Raw genomic sequence first — 19,944 nt, forward strand, 5'->3', positions numbered from 1 at the left:
TTTACGAGTGACAACAATACTTGCAGACGCGCCTTACTTGCAAGCGCGGACTATTTCGGTGTTGCTCTACTCTGGTGGCAGCCCACCCCGGGACGGAGGACATGCCATGACAGCGACGGATCCCTCACTCACCGCCCTCGCCCAGGGCTGGTGCGCCCTCTCCCTGCTCCACGGCAGGATCGAGGCCCACATCGAACGCGCCCTGCAGAGCGAACACGACCTCAGCGTCCGCGAGTACTCCCTGCTCGACGTCCTCAGCCGCCAGCACCACGGCGAAGGCGGACACCTGCAGATGAAACAGGTCGCCGACGCCGTCGTCCTCAGCCAGAGCGCCACCACCCGCCTCGTCACCCGCCTCGAGGACCGCGGCCTGCTCTCCCGCTACCTCTGCCCCACCGACCGGCGCGGCATCTACACCGACGTCACCGACGCCGGACTCCGCCTCCTCGACCAGGCCCGCCCCACCAACGACAAAGCCCTCCGCGAAGCCCTCGACGACGCCGCCCGCACCCCCGAACTCGCCCCCCTCGTGCGTGTGGTGGAGTCGCTTCCGGCGCCCGCATAGGGTGCGGACATGGGAGACCTTGAGATACGCCCCGCGGTCGCCGACGACGTCCCGGCCATCGTCGGCATGCTGGCCGACGATCCGCTGGGTGCGCAGCGGGAGTCACCGGACGATCTGACCCCATATCTGGCCGCCCTGGAGCGCCTCCAGGGCGATCCTCATCAGCATGTGGTCGTCGCCGTCCGGGAAGGCCGGGTCGTCGGCACCCTGCAGCTCACGATCGTTCCGGGGCTGTCGCGGCGGGGTGCGACCCGGTCGATCATCGAGGGCGTCCGCATCCACGCCGACGAACGCGGGAGCGGTCTCGGGACCCAGCTCATCGAGTGGGCGGTGGACGAGTCCCGGCGCCAGGACTGCCACCTGGTGCAACTGACGTCCGACAAGACCCGCACGGACGCGCACCGCTTCTATGAGCGTCTGGGCTTCACCGCCTCGCATACGGGCTTCAAGCTCCAGCTCTGACGGACGACCATGTTGATGAGGGAAGCGCCTGTTTCACGTGAAACAGGCGCTTCCCTCGTCAGTCGTGGGTTCCTTGGTCAGGCGGGCCCGATCCCCCGCCAGCCCTCGGGGTCCACTCCACCCGGCACAGCCGCCCCCTCGTCGTACGGCTGCCGCGTGAACACGAAGGACCCGAGGTCCAGGTGGTCCACGGTGCCGTCCGGCCGCCGTACGGCCTTCAGGCGCTCGCCTGCGTAGTAGCCCTCCAGCCCGGTCCAGGTGCCGTCCCCATTGGGCCGGAAGCGCGAACCGCGCCCCTTCCCCGACAGCGGCTCCAGTACCGCCAGCCCGTCCGCGGTGAGACGGAGGGCGAAGGCATGGGTGCCCCAGTACCAGGGGCCCGCCAGCTCCAGCACCGCCGGATCGACATCGGGCATCGGGCGCCAGGGCTCCGGAATGCGCGGCTCGGCCTCGGCGACGATCCGGACGAGGTCGGCGGCGACCGTGAACGGCAGCGGTCCGGAGGTGCAGTTGGCGAGGACCACCGCCGCCACATCGTCGTCCACGCTGAAGGTGAGGCAGGCGAGGAACCCCGGCAGGGACCCCGTGTGCCCGACGAGCGTCCTGCCGTCCTGGTGCCGGGTCTCCAGCCCCAGGCCGTAGGCGTAACCGCTCGCCACGTCCGCCGCCTCGTGCGGAGCCGCGGGCGTTCTCATCTCCCGCAGCGTGTCGGCGCTCAGGACCCGTTCATCCCCACGGGCCAGGAAGGCGGCGAACCGTCCCAGGTCGCCCGTGGTCGACCACAGCTGACCCGCGGGAGCCATCCTGCCGAGATCCTCCGCCGGTTCGGGAAGCAGCACATCGGCCCACGGGTGAACGGCCCAGCCGCCGGCGTGCGGGGCCCGCGGCCGGGTGGTGGTGCGCGAGAGACCGAGGGGTTCGAGCACCTCCCGGCGGAGGACGTCCTCCCAAGGCGCCCCGCGCAGCTTCTCCACCAGTGCCCCCAGCACGGTGTAGCCGGGGTTCGAGTAGTGGAACCGGCGCCCCGACGGATGCAGGAGTGGCTGCTCGCCCAGCACATCCGCGAGCTCGGGCCGCAACGCCCCGGAGGTCCGCTCCCACCAGGGCGCGGGCGACTCGGCGGCCAGCCCGCTGCTGTGTGCCAGCAGTTGGGCGATCGTGGCCTCCCCCGCGCCGGTGCCCGGCAGATGCTTCTCCAACGGATCACCGAGGTCGAGCAGGCCCTCGTCCCGCAGACGCAGCACAAGCACCGCCGTGAACGTCTTGGTGATCGAGCCGATCCGGTACTGCACGTCCTCGTCCGGCCCGTGCCCGTCGACGGAGGTACGCGAGCCATGCCACACCGCCCGCCCACCCCGCACGACCGAGGCGACCAACGAGGGCGCCCGTCCTTCTGTCTGCGCCACGGCGATCCGATGCACCAACGCACGCCGCGTAGCGGGCAGCAACTCTTCCTGAGATGTCGTCATCCCCCCAGTCCACCCCGCCGCCCCCACCGAGGTCGAGCGCATTCACCCACGCCGAGCCTCGACGAGCACGTCGAGCTGAGGCCAGACGCGGGCGAGATAAGCGCACACACCGTCCTCCGTCAGCGACAAGGCACCCAGCGACTCGTCCGGCTTGAAGTGCACCAGCGTCCCCGTCGTACCGTCGGCTTCCACCGCTTCAAGGTCGCCGACGGGAACACCGTGCTCATAACGCTGGGTCCAGGCCCCGTCGACACGGCGGTTGACGTGGACGAGCCACTCGCTGAGCGCCGCGACCACGGACATACCGCGTCGCGGCAGCCCGTCAGGCAGCAGATCGGGAGCATCGGAGTCGAAGAAACGGAGATCTTTCGTCGCCATGACCGGCTTCTTCACAGGCCGCCCGGACTCGTCGACACGAGTGTCGGTCCCCCGCCCGTCGTCCCGCACAACCACGGACCCGTCGGAATGCAGGACGACGCTGCAACGCCCCTCACCCCTGCTCGCCGTCCGTATCTGGCACCTACGAGGCGCCCCGTCAGGTCTGGGCCATGTCCACGAAGCGGGAGTAGTGGCCCTGGAAGGCCACCGTGATCGTCGCCGTCGGGCCGTTACGGTGCTTGCCCACGATGATGTCGGCCTCGCCGGCGCGGGGCGACTCCTTCTCGTAGGCGTCCTCGCGGTGCAGCAGGATGACCATGTCGGCGTCCTGCTCGATGGAGCCGGACTCACGCAGGTCGGACACCATCGGCTTCTTGTCGGTGCGCTGCTCGGGGCCACGGTTGAGCTGCGAGAGGGCGATGACCGGGACCTCGAGCTCCTTGGCGAGCAGCTTGAGGTTACGGGACATGTCCGAGACCTCCTGCTGACGGCTCTCGGAGCGCTTGGAACCACCGGACTGCATCAGCTGCAGATAGTCGATGATCACGAGCTTGATGTCGTTGCGCTGCTTCAGGCGACGGCACTTCGCGCGGATCTCCATCATCGACAGGTTCGGGGAGTCGTCGATGTAGAGCGGGGCCGCCGAGACCTCGGGCATGCGGCGGGCCAGCCGCGTCCAGTCCTCGTCCGTCATCGTGCCGGACCGCATGTGGTGCAGGGCCACCCGGGCCTCGGCCGAGAGCAGACGCATCGCGATCTCGTTGCGCCCCATCTCCAGGGAGAAGATGACGCTCGCCAGGTTGTGCTTGATGGACGCCGCACGGGCGAAGTCGAGCGCGAGCGTGGACTTACCCATGGCGGGGCGGGCCGCGATGACGACCATCTGCCCCGGGTGGAGGCCGTTGGTGAGCGAGTCGAGGTCGGTGAACCCTGTGGGGACGCCGGTCATCTCACCGGTGCGGGAGCCGATCGCCTCGATCTCGTCGAGGGCGCCCTCCATGATGTCACCGAGCGGCAGATAGTCCTCGCTGGTGCGCTGCTCGGTGACCGCGTAGATCTCCGCCTGGGCGCGGTTGACGATCTCGTCGACGTCGTCGTCGGCCGCGTATCCCATCTGCGTGATGCGGGTCCCGGCCTCGACCAGGCGGCGCAGGACGGCCCGCTCGTGGACGATCTCCGCGTAGTACTCGGCGTTCGCCGCCGTCGGCACCGTCTGCACGAGGGTGTGCAGATAGGCGGCGCCGCCGACCTTGTTGATCTCGCCGCGCTTGGTCAGCTCCGCGGCGATGGTGATCGGGTCGGCCGGCTCGCCCTTCGCATAGACGTCGAGGATCGCCTGGAAGATCGTCTCGTGTGCCGGCTTGTAGAAGTCGTGGCCTTTGATGACCTCGACGACGTCGGCGATGGCGTCCTTCGACAGCAGCATGCCGCCGAGGACGGACTGCTCGGCGTCGAGGTCCTGGGGCGGGACGCGCTCGAAGGTGGCACCTCCGCCGTCCCACTCCCCGCTGTCCCTGCCCCGGTCATGCTGCTCGTCACGGCCACGGACGCTGTCGCCGCGGCGACGGGAGGCGGGAAGACGATCACTGGGGCCGCTGTCGGCCCACGGGTCGTCCAAGGGCTCGGAAATACTCACCGAGCCACCTCCTCCCGTCCGCCGAGCGGACCTCGCATGCCTCAGTTCTACGGCACGCCTCTGACAATCGAGAGCCCCACCTCCGGTTGTGTCACGTCGGGTTTCGCGGCGGTTTTCCAGCCGTCGGACGGAGTGGGCGCCGGACCACGGTAGAGGTGCGGGAGGCGTCAGCCAATCTGGTTATCCACAGGCCATGTGGACGACGGCCCAGATGCTGTGGAGAACTCCGCGAAACCTGTGCACGACCCGGTGGACAGCCCTGTGAACAAGCCTGCGACCTTCCCCACACCACACCCCTGACCTGGCCTTTTGCCGTCCACCGGCTGTGCAGAAGAAAAAGTTTCCCGGTCGGGCCAAGTTCCCTTCGAACGGTGCGCGACGACTCACAGCACCAGACGGTCAGTAAGGGGCACTAGGGAATTGCATCACTTACCTGTGGACGATTACATTGATGGCCATGACACAGGCTCCCGCGTCCCCCAAGGCTGCCCGCCGGCAGCACGATCGAGAGATCGTCGCCCTGGCCGTCCCAGCCTTCGGCGCACTGGTCGCCGAGCCCCTTTTCGTCATGGCCGACAGTGCGATCGTCGGCCATCTCGGCACCGCGCAGCTCGCCGGACTCGGCGTCGCCTCGGCCCTCCTCATGACCGCCGTCAGCGTGTTCGTCTTCCTCGCCTACGCCACCACGGCGGCCGTCGCCCGCCGCGTCGGCGCCGGCGATCTGCCGTCGGCCATCCGTCAGGGCATGGACGGCATCTGGCTCGCCCTCCTCCTGGGCGCCGCCGTCGTCGCGGTCGTCCTGCCCACGGCACCGTCCCTCGTCGAAGTCTTCGGCGCCTCCGACACAGCCGCCCCGTACGCGACGACCTATCTGCGTATCTCGGCGCTCGGCATCCCCGCGATGCTGGTCGTTCTCGCCGCCACCGGAGTGCTGCGCGGCCTCCAGGACACGCGCACCCCTCTCTATGTGGCCGTCGGCGGCTTCATCGCCAACGCCGGGCTCAACGTCGGCCTGGTCTACGGCGCCGATCTCGGCATCGCCGGTTCGGCCTGGGGAACCGTCCTGGCGCAGTGCGGCATGGCAGCCGTCTACCTCCTGGTCGTCGTTCGCGGAGCCCGGAGACATGGGGCCTCCCTCCGCCCGGACGCCGCCGGCATCCGCGCCTCCGCCCAGGCCGGTGTACCGCTGCTGGTCCGCACCCTGTCCCTGCGGGCCATCCTGATGATCGCGACGGCCGTCGCCGCCCGGCTGGGAGACGCCGATGTCGCGGCCCACCAGATCATCCTGTCGCTGTGGAGCCTGCTCGCCTTCGCTCTCGACGCCATCGCCATCGCGGGGCAGGCGATCATCGGGCGGTATCTGGGCGCGAACGACGCCGAGGGCGCCCGCGCCGTATGCCGCCGCATGGTCGAGTGGGGCATCGCCTCCGGCATCGGCCTCGGACTGCTCGTGGTGGCCGCCCGCCCCCTGTTCCTGCCCCTGTTCACCAGCGACAGCGCAGTCCAGGACACCGCGCTGCCCGCCCTGCTCGTGGTGGCGCTCTCCCAGCCGATCTGCGGCGTGGTCTTCGTCCTGGACGGCGTCCTGATGGGAGCCGGCGACGGCCCCTATCTCGCCTGGGCGATGGTGGCCACGCTGGCCGTCTTCGCCCCCATGGCTCTGCTGATCCCCGTCATCGGCGGCGGCCTGACCGGGGTGTGGGCAGCCATGACGCTGATGATGACGGTCCGGATGCTGACGCTCTGGCTGCGGGCTCGCTCCGGCCGCTGGATCGTCACGGGCGCGACGCGCTGACGGTTTCACGTGGAACAGCGTGTTTCACGTGAAACGAACCCACGGAAGCCACGAACCCACGGAAGCCACGAACCCACGGCGTCCGAGCTGAGTCCGTGAGGCCGACCCACGAAGAAGGGGGCCGCACCCTGATGGGTGCGGCCCCCTTCTCTCAGCTCATCAAGCCGAGTGCGGCGATCAGGCCGCGACGACCTCGATGTTGACCTTGGCGGCCACCTCGGGGTGCAGACGCACGGACGTCTCGTGGGCGCCCAGGGTCTTGATCGGCGTGCCGAGCTCGATGCGGCGCTTGTCGACCTCGGGGCCGCCGGCGGCCTTGATCGCCGAAGCGACGTCGGCCGGGGTGACGGAGCCGAAGAGCCGACCGGCGTCGCCGGAGCGGACGGCCAGGCGGACCTTGACACCCTCGAGCTGGGCCTTCACAGCGTTGGCCTGCTCGATGGTCTGGATCTCGTGGATCTTGCGAGCGCGACGGATCTGCTCGACGTCCTTCTCGCCACCCTTGGTCCAGCGGATAGCGAACTTCCGCGGGATCAGGTAGTTGCGAGCGTAACCGTCCTTGACGTCGACGACGTCGCCCGCGGCACCGAGGCCGGAGACCTCGTGGGTGAGGATGATCTTCATGTGTCGGTCACCCTTCCCTTATCGCGCGGTGGACGTGTAGGGCAGCAGCGCCATCTCACGGCTGTTCTTCACGGCCGTGGCGACGTCACGCTGGTGCTGCGTGCAGTTGCCGGTCACGCGGCGGGCACGGATCTTGCCGCGGTCGGAAATGAACTTCCGCAGCATGTTCGTGTCCTTGTAGTCCACGTACGTGACCTTGTCCTTGCAGAAAGCGCAGACCTTCTTCTTCGGCTTGCGCACAGGCGGCTTCGCCATGGTGTATCTCCTGTGTGATCAAGAAGTGTGGGTACGGCCCACCCCTGGACCCGAAGGTCTAGAAGGGGGGCTCGTCCGAGTAGCCGCCGCCACCGCCGCCGCCGGAGTTTCCACCCCAGCCGCCGCCCTGGTTGCCACCGGCGGGAGCGCCGGTCGCCCACGGGTCGTCGGCGGGAGCGCCGCCGCCCTGCTGGCCGCCACCGGAGCCACCGCCCCAGCCGCCGCCGGCCTGACCGCCGCCACCGCCGCCGCCGTAACCGCCCTGGCCACCGCGAGCGCCACCGGAGGTCTTGGTGACCTTGGCCGTGGCGTTACGCAGGCTGGCGCCGACTTCCTCGACGTCCAGTTCGTAGACCGTGCGCTTGACACCCTCACGGTCCTCGTAGGACCGCTGCTTCAGCCGGCCCTGCACGATGACGCGCATGCCTCGCTGGAGCGACTCGGCGACGTTCTCCGCCGCCTGACGCCAGACCGAGCAGGTGAGGAAGAGGCTCTCGCCGTCCTTCCACTCGTTCGTCTGACGGTCGAAGGTGCGGGGGGTGGACGCGACACGGAACTTCGCGACCGCCGCACCGGACGGGGTGAAGCGCAGCTCGGGGTCGTCGACAAGATTGCCGACCACCGTGATGACGGTCTCGCCTGCCATGGGGGAACCTCTCGGCGGGTTTGCTCTGGCTGCTTGCTACTCGAATCCCGAAATCAGCTGAGCGGAGCTCAGTGGGTCTCGGGGCGGAGGACCTTGGTCCGGAGGACCGACTCGTTCAGGTTCATCTGGCGGTCGAGCTCCTTGACGACCGCAGGCTCGGCCTGCAGGTCGATGACCGAGTAGATGCCCTCGGGCTTCTTCTTGATCTCGTACGAGAGACGACGACGGCCCCAGGTGTCGACCTTCTCGACCTTGCCGTTGCCCTCACGGACGACGGAGAGGAAGTTCTCGATCAGGGGGGCGACAGCGCGCTCCTCCAGATCGGGGTCGAGGATGACCATCACCTCGTAGTGACGCATGTGGAACCCACCTCCTTTGGACTCAGCGGCCACGGTCGTTCCGTGGCAGGAGGGTCGTGATGCGTACGCAACGGTATCGGCCGCCACTGACATCGGGGGTGACCTTGCGGTTCTCCCGAGGCCGGGCAGACACCGGTGCAGACGGTACACAGTACCTGCACACCGGCTTCCGGTTGAAATCCGGCCGCCGTCGACCACAATCTGTACACATCGGGTGTGTATGGCGCTACGATGCGCCGCTTTTCGCAGGAGGTGCCCTATGGCACAGGCATTGCGACCCAACACCGCCGGAGGCCTCTTCGCCACGGACGGAAAGGCCCATCCCCTCCAGGACACCCTCCTCGTGGTGACCCTGGTGCTCGGCATCACGTCCTTCGTCACGGCCCAGTTCCACAACCTGCACCTGCTCAGCTCCTGGACCGGTCTGATCGGCATCGCCGCCGGTGCCTACGGCCAATGGATCTCGGTGACGACCCGCGAGCGCTTCGGCCTGATCGTGGGCCTCGGACTCTCGGGAGTCGGCTTCTTCCTCGGCATGGCACACGGTGGGCTCTTCGGCGGCGTCTGACACGCCTGCGACAGCCCTCGTCGAACCGGTGGCCGGGAGGCCGGCCACCGGACATCGGCACAACACCGCATAGAACACCCACGAACGCCCCGGAGGCGCACGGCGCCGGTCCGGAGCTTTCGTACGCCCGGTCGAGGCGCTCCCCGGGCGCAGTAGGCTTCGGCGCTAGAGCCGGAGCCCCTGTTCCCATGGGGACACACCAGCCCGAGGAGCGCCCCGAATGAGCCTGACCCTGAGGACGATCAGTCGCGAGCAGCATCTGGCGTACATCCAGAGCCTGCCGTCGGCGAGCCACATGCAGGTCCCGGCCTGGGCTGACGTCAAGGCGGAGTGGCGCTCGGAGAGCCTCGGCTGGTTCGACCGGAGCGGCGAGCTGGTCGGCGCGGGTCTCGTCCTCTACCGGCAGCTGCCCAAGATCAAGCGCTACCTCGCCTATCTGCCCGAGGGCCCGGTCATCAACTGGTTCTCCCCGAACCTGACCGAGTGGCTGGAGCCGATGCTCGCGCACCTGAAGCAGCAGGGCGCCTTCTCCGTGAAGATGGGCCCGCCGGTGATCATCCGGCGCTGGGACGCGAACTCCATCAAGCAGGGCATCCAGAACCCGGACGTGAAGCGGCTGCGCGACATCGAGGCCGACTTCATCGAGCCGCGCGCCTTCGAGGTCGCCGACAAGCTGCGTCGTATGGGCTGGCAGCAGGGCGAGGACGGCGGGGCCGGCTTCGGCGACGTCCAGCCCCGTTATGTCTTCCAGGTGCCGCTGGCCAACCGGTCGCTGGAAGAGGTCCACAAGAACTTCAACCAGCTGTGGCGCCGCAACATCAAGAAGGCCGAGAAGGCCGGCGTCGAGGTCGTCCAGGGCGGTTACCAGGACCTGGAGGAGTGGCAGCGCCTGTACGAGATCACGGCCGTGCGCGACCACTTCCGGCCGCGTCCCCTGTCGTACTTCCAGCGCATGTGGACGGCTCTCAACACCGAGGACCCGAACCGCATGCGGCTGTACTTCGCGCGGCACAACGGGGTGAACCTGTCGGCGGCGACGATGCTCATCGTCGGCGGCCACGTCTGGTACTCCTACGGCGCCTCCGACAACATCGGCCGCGAGGTCCGGCCCTCGAACGCGATGCAGTGGCGGATGCTGCGCGACGCCTACGCGCTCGGCGCCACCGTCTACGACCTGCGCGGCATCTCCGACTCGCTGGACGAGACGGACCACCTCTTCGGCCTGATCCAGTTCAAGGTCGGCACCGGCGGTCAGGCCGCCGAGTACCTCGGCGAGTGGGACTTCCCGCTGAACAAGCTGCTGCACAAGGCGCTCGACATCTACATGTCGCGTCGCTGACCCCGCGCGCCCAGCTTCGATACCGTCAATAGCTGCACCGTCGATAGCTTCCACACCTCTGATACACCGCAGCCACGAGAAAGGTTCCAGGTCCGGCCATGGCGCTCACGCTCTACGTCGACACCGCGCGCTGGCGGGCGCACCACAAGCACGTGCAGGAGCAGTTCCCGGGCCTCGTACCGGTCTGCAAGGGCAACGGCTACGGGTTCGGGCACGAGCGGCTGGCGGAGGAGGCCACCCGGCTGGGCTCCGACATCCTCGCGGTCGGCACGACGTACGAGGCCGCGCGCATCAAGGACTGGTTCGGCGGCGACCTGCTGGTGCTGACCCCGTACCGCCGCGGTGAGGAGCCGGTGCCGCTGCCGGACCGGGTCATCCGCTCGGTGTCGTCGGTGGACGGCGTGTACGGCCTCGTGGGCGCCCGCGTCGTCATCGAGGTGATGTCCTCGATGAAGCGGCACGGAGTGAGCGAGCACGAGCTGTCCCAGCTGCACGCCGCCATAGAGAACGTCCGGCTGGAGGGCTTCGCCATCCACCTGCCGCTCGACCGCACGGACGGCTCGGACGCCGTCGAGGAGGTCATCGGCTGGATGGACCGGCTGCGGGCGGCCCGGCTGCCGCTGCACACGATGTTCGTGAGTCACCTCAAGGCCGAGGAACTGGCACGCCTGCAGCAGCAGTTCCCGCAGACCCGCTTCCGCGCCCGGATCGGGACGCGGCTGTGGCTGGGGGACCACGACGCCACCGAGTACCGCGGCGCGGTCCTGGACGTCACGCGCGTGTCCAAGGGCGACCGCTTCGGCTACCGCCAGCAGAAGACCGCCTCCGACGGCTTCCTGGTGGTCGTGGCGGGCGGTACGTCGCACGGTGTGGGCCTGGAGGCGCCGAAGGCGCTGCACGGCGTCATGCCGCGCGCCAAGGGCGTCGCCCGCGCCGGTCTCGCCACGGTGAACCGGAACCTGTCGCCCTTCGTGTGGGGCGGCAAGCAGCGCTGGTTCGCGGAGCCCCCGCACATGCAGGTGTCGATCCTCTTCGTGCCGTCGGACGCGCCCGAGCCGAAGGTCGGCGACGAGCTGGTCGCCCATCTGCGGCACACCACCACGCAGTTCGACCGTCTCGTGGACCGCTGAGCCCAGCCGCTCGGCACCACGGAAGCGACGAAAGGCCGTACACGGAATCCCCCGTGTACGGCCTTCCGCGTAGCGCCCCGCCCCTGTTCGCTCAGAGCGAACCGTCGACGGCCTCCCGGTCGCCCCAGGCCACCTGCGGGCCCTCCTCGTCGTGGGCGGCGTGGCGCGGCGGATGGGCGGCCGCTCCGAACACGTGCACGTCTTCCGCCCGGTCGAGGACACCGCCCGAGGGATCGTCCTCGCCGCCCTGACGCACCGGGTCGCGCTCCGGCATGAGGATGTCCCGTACGACGACGGCGACCAGGTACAGCGTGCCCAGCAGATGCAGGCCGATGGCCCAGTGGTAGCCGTCCGTCGGCAGGCCCTTGTGGGCGTCTCCGCTGGTCGTGTAGGCGAGGTACATCCAGATGCCGAGGAAGTACGCCACCTCGCAGGCCTGCCAGATGAGGATGTCCCGCCACCTCGGGCGGGCCAGCGCGGCCAGGGGGACCAGCCACAGGACGTACTGCGGCGAGTAGACCTTGTTGGTGAGGATGAACGCCGCGACGATCAGAAAGGCCAGCTGGGCGAAGCGCGGCCGGCGCGGCGCGGTGAGCGTGAGCACCGCGATTCCGGCACAGCACAGCAGCATCAGCAGCATGGCCAAGGTGTTGACGGTGTCGGTGCTCAGCGGGTCCGTGGAGTTCTGCGCCAGGATCAGCCAGAAGGAGCCGAAGTCCACGGCTCGGTCATGGCTGAACCGGTAGAACTGCGACCATCCGTCCCACGCGAGCAGCATCACCGGGAGGTTGACCACCAGCCAGGCGAGCGCGGTGCCGCCCAGCGCCCGCCCGAAGTCCCGCCAGCGGGCCGCGCGCCAGCACAGCACGAACAGCGCTCCGAGCAGGAAGACGGGGTACAGCTTGGCGGCCGTGGCCAGGCCCAGCAGGATCCCGAAGGCGAACGAGCGGCCGCGCGACCACATCAGCATCGCCGCGGCCGTCAGGGCCACGGCCAGCAGATCCCAGTTGATGGTCGCGGTCAGCGCGAACGCGGGGGCCAGGGCGACCAGCAGGCCGTCCCAGGGACGCCGCCGGTGGGTCCGGGTCACACAGACCGCGATGACCGCGGCGCAGACCATCAGCATCCCGGCGTTGACCATCCAGTACCACTGCTCCTGGTCCTGGATGCTGCCGCTGTCCGAGGTGAGCCAGGACGCGACCTCCATGAAGACACCGGTCAGCACCGGGTACTCGAGGTACTGCATGTCACCGGGCAGCTTGTCGAAGTACGGCACGAGCCCGTCGGCGAAGCCCCGCCCCTGGTACAGGTGCGGGATGTCCGAGTAGCAGGCGTGCGTGTACTGGGAGCTGGCGCCGAAGAACCAGGCCCCGTTGTAGCAGGGCGCCTTCTGGACCAGGCCGAGAGCGAACATGCCGATGGCCACCAGCGCGATGATCCGGACTGGCGTCCACCACGACGTCCCGAGCAGGGCACGCCGCCCGATCGGGCCACCGATCAGCTCACTGCCATGCGCGGCGACCTTGTCCTCCCGGGTCGGCCGCACCTGATCCGGCTCATGCGCGCTCATGGGCGTCGTCTCTGCACTGGGCATGGGGCACATCCTGCCGCACGTGCCGGAGAACAGCGTCGGGAAGCCGTACCGCGGCCGGTGACTGTTTCACGTGAAACCGACGTTTCACGTGAAACAGGGATCAGCAGGGGGCTGCCCGAGCTCGATGCCGCAGCGCGGGGCTCCCCTCTCGCTCCAAGCAGCGTCTGCGGGGCCTCTGCGGGGGCATGAGAGGCCAAAGACCGGTGGCCGGCACCCGAAACCCTCGGATGCCGGCCACCGGCCTTCTCGTCACGTCAGAGCCCGTCGGCCCCTCGGTCAGCCCCCTGGTCGACCGAAGATGCCTCCGGCGCCGTTGTTGCCGCCGCCGTTGTTCCCTCCACCGCTGTCATCGGTCTCGGTCTCGGTGGCGGTCGGAGAGGAGGTCGGGTCTCCGCCGGGGCCGCCGTTCTGCCCACCGTCGTCGTTGTTGCACCGCCAGTCGAACGGGTTGCACGTCTCCGTGGGAGGCGGCGTGAGCGACGGCGTCTCGGACGGGGTCGGCGTCTCGGACGGGGTCGCCTCCTCCGTCTCCGTGGGCGTGGGCGTCACGGACGGCGAGGGCGTGTCGTTGATGATCTCGCCGATGGGCTCGGCCTCGGGGAAGGGCTCCGGCGTGCCGTAGCTCTTCATGGCCTCGGCCATGTAGTCCTTCCAGACCTGCGCCGGGATGTCACCACCGTGGATGGAGGAGACGCCACCGGTGCCGTTCATGGAAAGCAGCTTGCCCTTGTCCGGGTCCGTCCGGAACAGCGTCACGGCCGTCGACAGCTCGCGGGTGTAGCCGACGAACCACGCCGACTTGTTCTCATCGGTCGTACCGGTCTTGCCCGCCACCGGGAACCCGATGTCCGCGACCTTCTTACCGGTGCCGTTCTGAACCACGTTCTCCAGGACGTCCGTCACGTTGTTCGCGATGTTGGCGTCCATAGCCGTTTCCTTCTCCGGCGGCTCGAAGCCCTTGAGCGGCTCTCCGTCCTTGATCACCTTGGTGACGGAGAACGGCTCGTAGTGCGCCCCGGAGTTGGCGAAGCTTCCGTACGCGTCCGCCATCCGGATCGCGCTCGGGGTCGAGGTACCGAGCGAGAACGACACGTTCTTGATGTTCGCCTTGTCGAAGAAGGCCGAGGAGATGCCCATGTCCTGGGCGAGCTCCTGCGTGTTGGCCAGACCGACGTCGATGCCCAGCTGGGCGAACGGGCTGTTGATCGACTGCTCCATGGCCTTGCGGAGCGTGACCATGCCCCAGGCCTTGGTGCCCTCGTTCTTCTGACGGAACGGCTTGTTGCCTTCACCCATGATCGGGTCGCCGTTCCGGTCCTTGATGACGAGGAGGTCGTCACCGTTGTACCGGGCCATCGGCGAGAGCGGCTTGCCGTCGGTCTCGTAGGTCCCGTACTTCATCGCGGCCGCCAGCACGATGGGCTTCCAGGTCGATCCGACCGGCACACCCAGGGTGTTGGCGTTGTTGGAGTAGTGCCCCTTGTTGTAGCCCGCGCCGCCGTAGATCGCGACGATCGCCCCGGTCTTGGGGTCGACCGACGCGCCACCGAACTGGACGTGCTTGTCCTTCTCGCGCTTCTTGGGGTCGAGGAAGTCCTTCTCCGTCTTCTCGACGGCCGCCGCGAGCTCGTTGACCTTGTCCTTGTCGAAGGTCGTGTAGATGCGGTAGCCGCCCTTCTCCAAGTCCTCGGGGGCCAGACCCGCCTTCTTCGCCACGTACTCCTTGGCGATGTCGATCAGGTAACCCGTCTGGCCGGACAGGTTGGAGGTCTGCTTCTTCGGGGTAGGGAACTTACCGACCTTGGCCCGCTCCGCCTCGGTCATACGTCCCACCTCGACCATGCGGCCCTGGATCCACGACCAGCGATCCTTGACCCGCTTGGTGTTCAGCTTCGCCGTGGCATTGGCGCCCACACCCCCGTCGGGGTTGTAGAAGTTCGGGCCCTTCAGGACCGAGGCGAGGAAGATGCACTGCGACGGCGTGAGCTTCCTGGCGTCCACCCCGAAGTACGCCTGGGCCGCCGCCTGGATGCCATAGGCGTTTCGGCCGTAGTAGGCGGTGTTGAGGTAACCAGCGAGGATCGCGTCCTTCGACATCTTCTGGTTGACCTTGATGGAGATGAACAGCTCTTTGAACTTCCGGGAGAGCGTCTGCTCCTGGCTGAGGTACGTGTTCTTCACGTACTGCTGGGTGATGGTCGAACCACCCTGCGTCTCGCCGCCCTTGGCCATGTTGAAGAGCGCGCGGCCGATACCGGCCGGGTCGATGCCCTTGTCGTCGTAGAAGGACGCGTTCTCCGCGGAGACCACCGCGTCCTTGATCTGCGGTGGGATCTCCGCGTCGCTCACCAACTGGCGGTTCGTCTGGCCACCGGTCGCGGCCATCTGCTTGCCGTTGGACCAGTAGAAGACGTTGTTCTGGGCCAGGGCCGTGTCCTGGGCCTGCGGGATGCCCACCATGGCGTAACCGATGCCCGCGGCCGCGACCAGACCTCCCATGAAGGTGAGGAAGAGGCCCGTCACGAGCTTCCAGGACGGCATCCAGCGCGCGGCCCCGTACTTGCCGGCGCGCGGATAGTCGATGAACCGCTTCTCCGGCGGCGGTCCCGAACGTCCTCTCCCCGGAGCCGCGCGGCGGCCCCCCTTTGCCGGTTCGGCCGCCCTGCGGCGGCTTCCACTGCCTCTCTGGGCCGCGCGTCGCGCCTCGGCGCGGCCGCCGTACAGACGGTCCTCGCCTCCTGATCCGGTGGCACCCGACCCGTACGGGTCGGAAGGAGATCCGGTGGCGCCTCGCGGTGCCGCACGGCGGCCGGTGGACGAGCCGGACTGGCCGCGTCGGGCCGCGGCACGTCCGCCTCCCTGCGGCTGCGGCGGTTTGCGACGGTGCTCGCTCATCGAACGACTACTCCTCGGGCAGGCGCACCCCTGGGCGCCTGGCAACGGCGGCTGGTTTCCGGTCCCCCCGACATACGGATGTGAGCGGTTTCGCATTCACCCGTACTGCACCAAGGACGACGACGTCCTCTGGCGTCACTTGGTTCCCGGTGCTGTGCATGGCGCACAGACTACGCACCGTCAAAGTCCTCGCGAGCCCGAACTTCACCCCAAATCAGGCAAGTCGCTCGACACAAGACGGTGATGTGATCCCGTTCACCATCTCTCCACTTGTCGCTTCCGAGAGGCCGTTCTATCGTGCTGATGTATCGAGTCGATACATCAGCGAGAGATAAGGCGAGGAGGCGAGCGGATGAGCCGGCGTTCCGGGATCCTCGAGTTCGCCGTTCTCGGACTGCTCCGCGAGTCCCCCATGCACGGCTATGAGCTGCGCAAACGACTCAATACGTCACTGGGTGTGTTCCGCGCCTTCAGTTACGGCACGCTCTATCCCTGCCTCAAGACGCTGGTCGCCAACGGCTGGTTGATCGAGGAGCCGGGGAGCACCACCGAGGACGCCCTCGCCGCACCACTCGCGGGGCGTCGCGCCAAAATCGTCTACCGGTTGACGGCAGAAGGTAAGGAGCACTTCGAGGAGCTGCTCTCGCAGACCGGCCCGGACGCGTACGAGGACGAGCATTTCGCTGCCCGATTCGCCTTCTTCGGACGCACCCCGCAGGACGTACGCATGCGCGTACTGGAGGGCCGCCGCAGCCGGCTGGAGGAGCGTCTCGAGAAGATGAGCGCCTCCTTGGCTCGCACCCGGGAGCGCCTCGACGACTACACGCTTGAGCTCCAGCGCCACGGGATGGAGTCCGTGGAGCGCGAAGTGCGCTGGCTGAACGAGCTCATCGAGAGCGAGCGGGCCGGGCGGGACCTGAAGGGGTCCGCCTCCGGGGAGCCCGACTCGCCGGACACCACTCATGGAACGCCGGGCGGCCTGCCCCGGCCGGGAGAAACCTCCCGGCCGGATACGCCCGACGACACCGCCACGTGAGATCCACTCAGGACCTCACTCGTACACACAGGGAGCAACCGGAATGGGTTCGGTTCGCGTAGCCGTCGTCGGCGTGGGCAACTGCGCCGCGTCGCTGGTTCAGGGAGTCGAGTACTACAAGGACGCCGACCCGGCGTCCAAGGTCCCCGGCCTCATGCACGTGCAGTTCGGCGACTACCACGTCAGCGACATCGAGTTCGTCGCCGCGTTCGACGTCGACGCGAAGAAGGTCGGCCTCGACCTCGCCGACGCCATCGGCGCCAGCGAGAACAACACGATCAAGATCTGCGACGTGCCGCGTTCCGGCGTGACCGTCCAGCGCGGCCACACCCTCGACGGTCTCGGCAAGTACTACCGCGAGACCATCGAGGAGTCCGCCGAGGCCCCGGTCGACATCGTCCAGGTCCTCAAGGACAAGCAGGTCGACGTCCTGGTCTGCTACCTGCCCGTGGGCTCCGAGGACGCGGCGAAGTTCTACGCCCAGTGCGCCATCGACGCCAAGGTCGCCTTCGTCAACGCCCTCCCGGTCTTCATCGCCGGCACCAAGGAGTGGGCGGACAAGTTCACCGAGGCGGGCGTCCCGATCGTCGGCGACGACATCAAGTCCCAGGTCGGCGCCACCATCACGCACCGCGTCATGGCGAAGCTGTTCGAGGACCGCGGTGTCATCCTGGACCGCACGATGCAGCTGAACGTCGGCGGCAACATGGACTTCAAGAACATGCTCGAGCGCGACCGCCTCGAGTCGAAGAAGATCTCGAAGACCCAGGCCGTCACCTCGCAGATCCCCGACCGGGACCTCGGCGAGAAGAACGTCCACATCGGCCCGTCCGACTACGTGGCCTGGCTCGACGACCGCAAGTGGGCCTACGTCCGCCTCGAGGGCCGTGCCTTCGGTGACGTCCCGCTGAACCTGGAGTACAAGCTCGAGGTCTGGGACTCCCCGAACTCGGCCGGTGTCATCATCGACGCCCTGCGCGCCGCGAAGATCGCGAAGGACCGCGGTATCGGCGGCCCGATCCTGTCGGCGTCGAGCTACTTCATGAAGTCCCCGCCGGTCCAGTACTTCGACGACCAGGCCCGGGAGAACGTCGAGAAGTTCATCAAGGGCGAGGTCGAGCGCTAAGCACGACGGCACCCCGTCCACCGGTCCGGACCGCGGTCCGCGCCCCGGTCGGACATCGCGGCACCGCGCCCCGAGCGCGCGGTGCCGCGCCAGAACGCTCCTGCCAGAGCTGCCGAGGGTCCCTGGGTCGTCCCGGGGGCCCTCGCCGTATGTGAGGCTGTGCCCCATGTCCGTCGTACGTGACCTGCGGGTCCTCTGGCGTTTCCGGGACTTCCGGCGTCTGCTCGCCGTACGCCTGTTCTCGCAGGGCGCCGACGGCGTCTACCAGACCGCCCTCGCCACGTACGTCGTCTTCTCCCCGGAGAAGCAGAGCTCCGCCGGCGCGATCGCCGCCGCGATGGCGGTGCTGCTGCTGCCGTACTCCCTCGTCGGCCCCTTCTCCGGTGTCCTGCTGGACCGTTGGCGCCGCCGCCAGGTGCTCCTGTACGGCAGCGTGCTGCGCACCGTGCTGGCGTCGGCCACGGCGGTGCTCATCGTCGCCGACGTGCCCGACTGGCTCTTCTATGTCTCCGCCCTGTGTGTCACCGCGGTCAACCGGTTCGTGCTGTCCGGGCTGTCCGCCGCGCTGCCCAGGGTGGTGGACGGCGAGCGGCTCGTCGTCGCCAACTCCCTGTCCCCGACCGCCGGGACGCTCGCGGCGACCATGGGTGCCGGTCTCGCCTTCGTCGTCCGGCTCGTGGTGTGGGACTCGGACGCCGCCGTGGTGCTCTTCGGGGCCGCCCTGTATCTGTGCGCGGGTCTGGCCTCCCTGCGAATGGCGCCGCAACTGCTCGGACCCGATCCCGAGTTGGTGCGGCCGCGCCTCGCGGCGGCCCTGTCCGGCACCGCTCGCGACCTGGGGGCGGCCGTACGCCATCTCGCCTCTCCACCGCGCCGGGAGGCCGCCTGGGCGCTGCTGGCGATGACCCTGATGCGCTTCTGCTACGGCGCCCTGCTGGTCATGCTGCTGATGCTCTGCCGGTACGCCTTCACCTCGGACAAGGAGGACGGACTCGCGCTGCTGGGCGTGGCGTTGGGCCTGTCCGGCGCCGGCTTCTTCACGGCGGCCGTGGTGACGCCGGCTGCGGCGGGACGGCTCGGACCGGGGCGCTGGATCGCCGTGTGCGCGGCCGTCGCCGCGATCCTGGTGCCCGCCCTCGGGCTGCCCTTCGCCATGGTGCCCATGCTGGTGGCGGCCTTCGTGCTGGGCGTGACGACGCAGGGCGCGAAGATCTCCACCGACACCGTGGTGCAGTCCTCGGTCGACGACGGCTTCCGGGGCCGGACCTTCTCCGTCTACGACGTCCTGTTCAACGTGGCGTTCGTCGGAGCCGCGGCCGTGGCGGCCCTGATCCTGCCTCCGGACGGCCGCTCGGCGCCGCTCATTGTCACGGTCGCCGTTATCTACTCGGCGGTTGCGGTTGCTATGGCCCAGTTTGAGCGGCGGTCCGTGTCACGGCAATGACACAGAGCCACTCCCGGGTGGGGAATTGTCAGAGGGGACCGGTAGCTTACGTGCGTCTTACATCGCGCATTGCTCGCGATCAGCACCCATGTTCTAGGGGGACCCCCAAGTGTCGACTCCGCCGCCCCAGGGCAATCCATTCGCCCAGGGCCAGAACCCGTACGCCCAGGCTCCGCAGGGCCAGGCTCCCTACCCTCAGCAGCCGGGCGCGCCGGGTGTCCCCCCGCAGGGCGCCGCTCCTTACGCTCCCATGCCGCCCGAGCCGCCCCGTCGCAAGATCAGCTTCAAGACGGTCAAGAACATCCTGGTGGTCGTCGGCGTCCTCACGGCCATCGTCGTCGGCTACATAACGAGCCTGGACGACGCGGACAAGGCTGCGGTGGGCGACTGCTTGAAGTCCGCCTCCTCCTCCAGTGACGAGATGGAGGTCGTCGACTGCACGTCCTCGGAGGCCGAGGCCAAGGTCCTGAAGAAGATCGACGGCACCTACACCTCGTTCACCGCCGAGTCGGAGTGCCGCAAGGTCGACGGAGCGACGGGTTACTACGTGCAGACCGGTGACGGCGACAACTTCCTGCTGTGCCTGAAGGACGCCTGATCTGAGCTTCCACACCGAGGGGCGA

At 68.4% G+C, this 19,944-nt stretch carries 19 protein-coding genes; 10 read left to right on the forward strand and 9 right to left on the reverse strand.

What is annotated here, in order from left to right; all coding sequences use genetic code 11:
* The first annotated feature begins 106 nt into the window (after nucleotides 1-106).
* The gene (locus F8R89_RS17865) at nucleotides 107-565 is read left to right on the forward strand and encodes a MarR family winged helix-turn-helix transcriptional regulator (RefSeq protein WP_151784912.1); all 459 of its coding nucleotides are present in this window, start codon (nucleotides 107-109) and stop codon (nucleotides 563-565) included.
* A gap of 9 nt (nucleotides 566-574) precedes the next feature.
* Nucleotides 575-1,027, forward strand: a complete 453-nt coding sequence (locus tag F8R89_RS17870; RefSeq protein ID WP_151784913.1) for a GNAT family N-acetyltransferase — start codon at nucleotides 575-577, stop codon at nucleotides 1,025-1,027.
* A gap of 77 nt (nucleotides 1,028-1,104) precedes the next feature.
* Here the strand turns inward: F8R89_RS17870 and F8R89_RS17875 are convergent, their stop codons facing one another.
* The 3 genes from F8R89_RS17875 to dnaB all read right to left on the reverse strand — a co-directional run bounded on the left by F8R89_RS17875 (nucleotide 1,105) and on the right by dnaB (nucleotide 4,510).
* Complete coding sequence (locus F8R89_RS17875) at nucleotides 1,105-2,496, reverse strand: serine hydrolase domain-containing protein (RefSeq protein ID WP_151784914.1); 1,392 nt, start codon at nucleotides 2,494-2,496, stop codon at nucleotides 1,105-1,107.
* 42 nt (nucleotides 2,497-2,538) lie between these two features.
* Nucleotides 2,539-2,874, reverse strand: a complete 336-nt coding sequence (locus F8R89_RS17880; RefSeq protein WP_225994424.1) for a hypothetical protein — start codon at nucleotides 2,872-2,874, stop codon at nucleotides 2,539-2,541.
* Between the two features lie 157 nt (nucleotides 2,875-3,031).
* The gene (gene dnaB / locus F8R89_RS17885) at nucleotides 3,032-4,510 is read right to left on the reverse strand and encodes a replicative DNA helicase (protein ID WP_151784915.1); all 1,479 of its coding nucleotides are present in this window, start codon (nucleotides 4,508-4,510) and stop codon (nucleotides 3,032-3,034) included.
* Between the two features lie 457 nt (nucleotides 4,511-4,967).
* On the opposite strand from dnaB, the gene F8R89_RS17890 reads away from it, so the two are divergent.
* Entirely contained in the window at nucleotides 4,968-6,305 is a 1,338-nt protein-coding gene (locus tag F8R89_RS17890; protein WP_151784916.1) for an MATE family efflux transporter, read from the forward strand.
* A 177-nt stretch (nucleotides 6,306-6,482) separates the two neighbouring features.
* Here the strand turns inward: F8R89_RS17890 and rplI are convergent, their stop codons facing one another.
* The 4 genes from rplI to rpsF all read right to left on the reverse strand — a co-directional run bounded on the left by rplI (nucleotide 6,483) and on the right by rpsF (nucleotide 8,189).
* Complete coding sequence (gene rplI, locus F8R89_RS17895) at nucleotides 6,483-6,929, reverse strand: 50S ribosomal protein L9 (protein WP_055621034.1); 447 nt, start codon at nucleotides 6,927-6,929, stop codon at nucleotides 6,483-6,485.
* 18 nt (nucleotides 6,930-6,947) lie between these two features.
* Nucleotides 6,948-7,184: a 30S ribosomal protein S18 gene (rpsR, locus tag F8R89_RS17900; RefSeq protein ID WP_003949403.1), complete on the reverse strand. Its 237-nt coding sequence runs from the start codon at nucleotides 7,182-7,184 to the stop codon at nucleotides 6,948-6,950.
* 58 nt (nucleotides 7,185-7,242) lie between these two features.
* Nucleotides 7,243-7,830 (reverse strand): single-stranded DNA-binding protein, encoded by a 588-nt coding sequence (locus tag F8R89_RS17905; RefSeq protein WP_151784917.1) that lies wholly within the window; start codon nucleotides 7,828-7,830, stop codon nucleotides 7,243-7,245.
* Between the two features lie 68 nt (nucleotides 7,831-7,898).
* Entirely contained in the window at nucleotides 7,899-8,189 is a 291-nt protein-coding gene (rpsF, locus tag F8R89_RS17910) for a 30S ribosomal protein S6 (RefSeq protein ID WP_005482942.1), read from the reverse strand.
* Nucleotides 8,190-8,448: 259 nt separating this feature from the next.
* Here rpsF and F8R89_RS17915 point away from each other — a divergent pair, with 259 nt between their 5' ends.
* The 3 genes from F8R89_RS17915 to F8R89_RS17925 all read left to right on the forward strand — a co-directional run bounded on the left by F8R89_RS17915 (nucleotide 8,449) and on the right by F8R89_RS17925 (nucleotide 11,226).
* Entirely contained in the window at nucleotides 8,449-8,757 is a 309-nt protein-coding gene (locus F8R89_RS17915; RefSeq protein ID WP_086865985.1) for a hypothetical protein, read from the forward strand.
* A 220-nt stretch (nucleotides 8,758-8,977) separates the two neighbouring features.
* Nucleotides 8,978-10,096 carry a peptidoglycan bridge formation glycyltransferase FemX gene (gene femX / locus F8R89_RS17920; RefSeq protein WP_151784918.1) on the forward strand — a complete coding sequence of 373 codons (1,119 nt, stop codon included), beginning with the start codon at nucleotides 8,978-8,980 and terminating at the stop codon, nucleotides 10,094-10,096.
* A gap of 98 nt (nucleotides 10,097-10,194) precedes the next feature.
* Entirely contained in the window at nucleotides 10,195-11,226 is a 1,032-nt protein-coding gene (locus F8R89_RS17925) for an alanine racemase (protein WP_151784919.1), read from the forward strand.
* Between the two features lie 91 nt (nucleotides 11,227-11,317).
* Here F8R89_RS17925 and F8R89_RS17930 read toward each other — a convergent pair whose 3' ends face one another.
* Entirely contained in the window at nucleotides 11,318-12,820 is a 1,503-nt protein-coding gene (locus F8R89_RS17930) for a glycosyltransferase family 87 protein (RefSeq protein WP_151784920.1), read from the reverse strand.
* 276 nt (nucleotides 12,821-13,096) lie between these two features.
* On the reverse strand, nucleotides 13,097-15,715 hold the full coding sequence (locus F8R89_RS17935) for a transglycosylase domain-containing protein (RefSeq protein WP_192806159.1): 2,619 nt from the start codon (nucleotides 15,713-15,715) through the stop codon (nucleotides 13,097-13,099).
* Between the two features lie 352 nt (nucleotides 15,716-16,067).
* Between F8R89_RS17935 and F8R89_RS17940 the strand changes: the two genes are divergently transcribed.
* The 4 genes from F8R89_RS17940 (at nucleotide 16,068) to F8R89_RS17955 (ending at nucleotide 19,919) form a co-directional block, all read left to right on the forward strand.
* Nucleotides 16,068-16,751 (forward strand): PadR family transcriptional regulator, encoded by a 684-nt coding sequence (locus F8R89_RS17940; protein WP_151784922.1) that lies wholly within the window; start codon nucleotides 16,068-16,070, stop codon nucleotides 16,749-16,751.
* A gap of 43 nt (nucleotides 16,752-16,794) precedes the next feature.
* Complete coding sequence (locus tag F8R89_RS17945) at nucleotides 16,795-17,877, forward strand: inositol-3-phosphate synthase (RefSeq protein WP_151784923.1); 1,083 nt, start codon at nucleotides 16,795-16,797, stop codon at nucleotides 17,875-17,877.
* 166 nt (nucleotides 17,878-18,043) lie between these two features.
* Nucleotides 18,044-19,321 (forward strand): MFS transporter, encoded by a 1,278-nt coding sequence (locus tag F8R89_RS17950; RefSeq protein WP_151784924.1) that lies wholly within the window; start codon nucleotides 18,044-18,046, stop codon nucleotides 19,319-19,321.
* Between the two features lie 250 nt (nucleotides 19,322-19,571).
* Nucleotides 19,572-19,919, forward strand: a complete 348-nt coding sequence (locus F8R89_RS17955) for a hypothetical protein (protein ID WP_318841303.1) — start codon at nucleotides 19,572-19,574, stop codon at nucleotides 19,917-19,919.
* The last annotated feature ends 25 nt before the right edge of the window (nucleotides 19,920-19,944 follow it).

Source organism: Streptomyces sp. SS1-1, assembly GCF_008973465.1.
Taxonomy (GTDB): Bacteria; Actinomycetota; Actinomycetes; order Streptomycetales; family Streptomycetaceae; genus Streptomyces.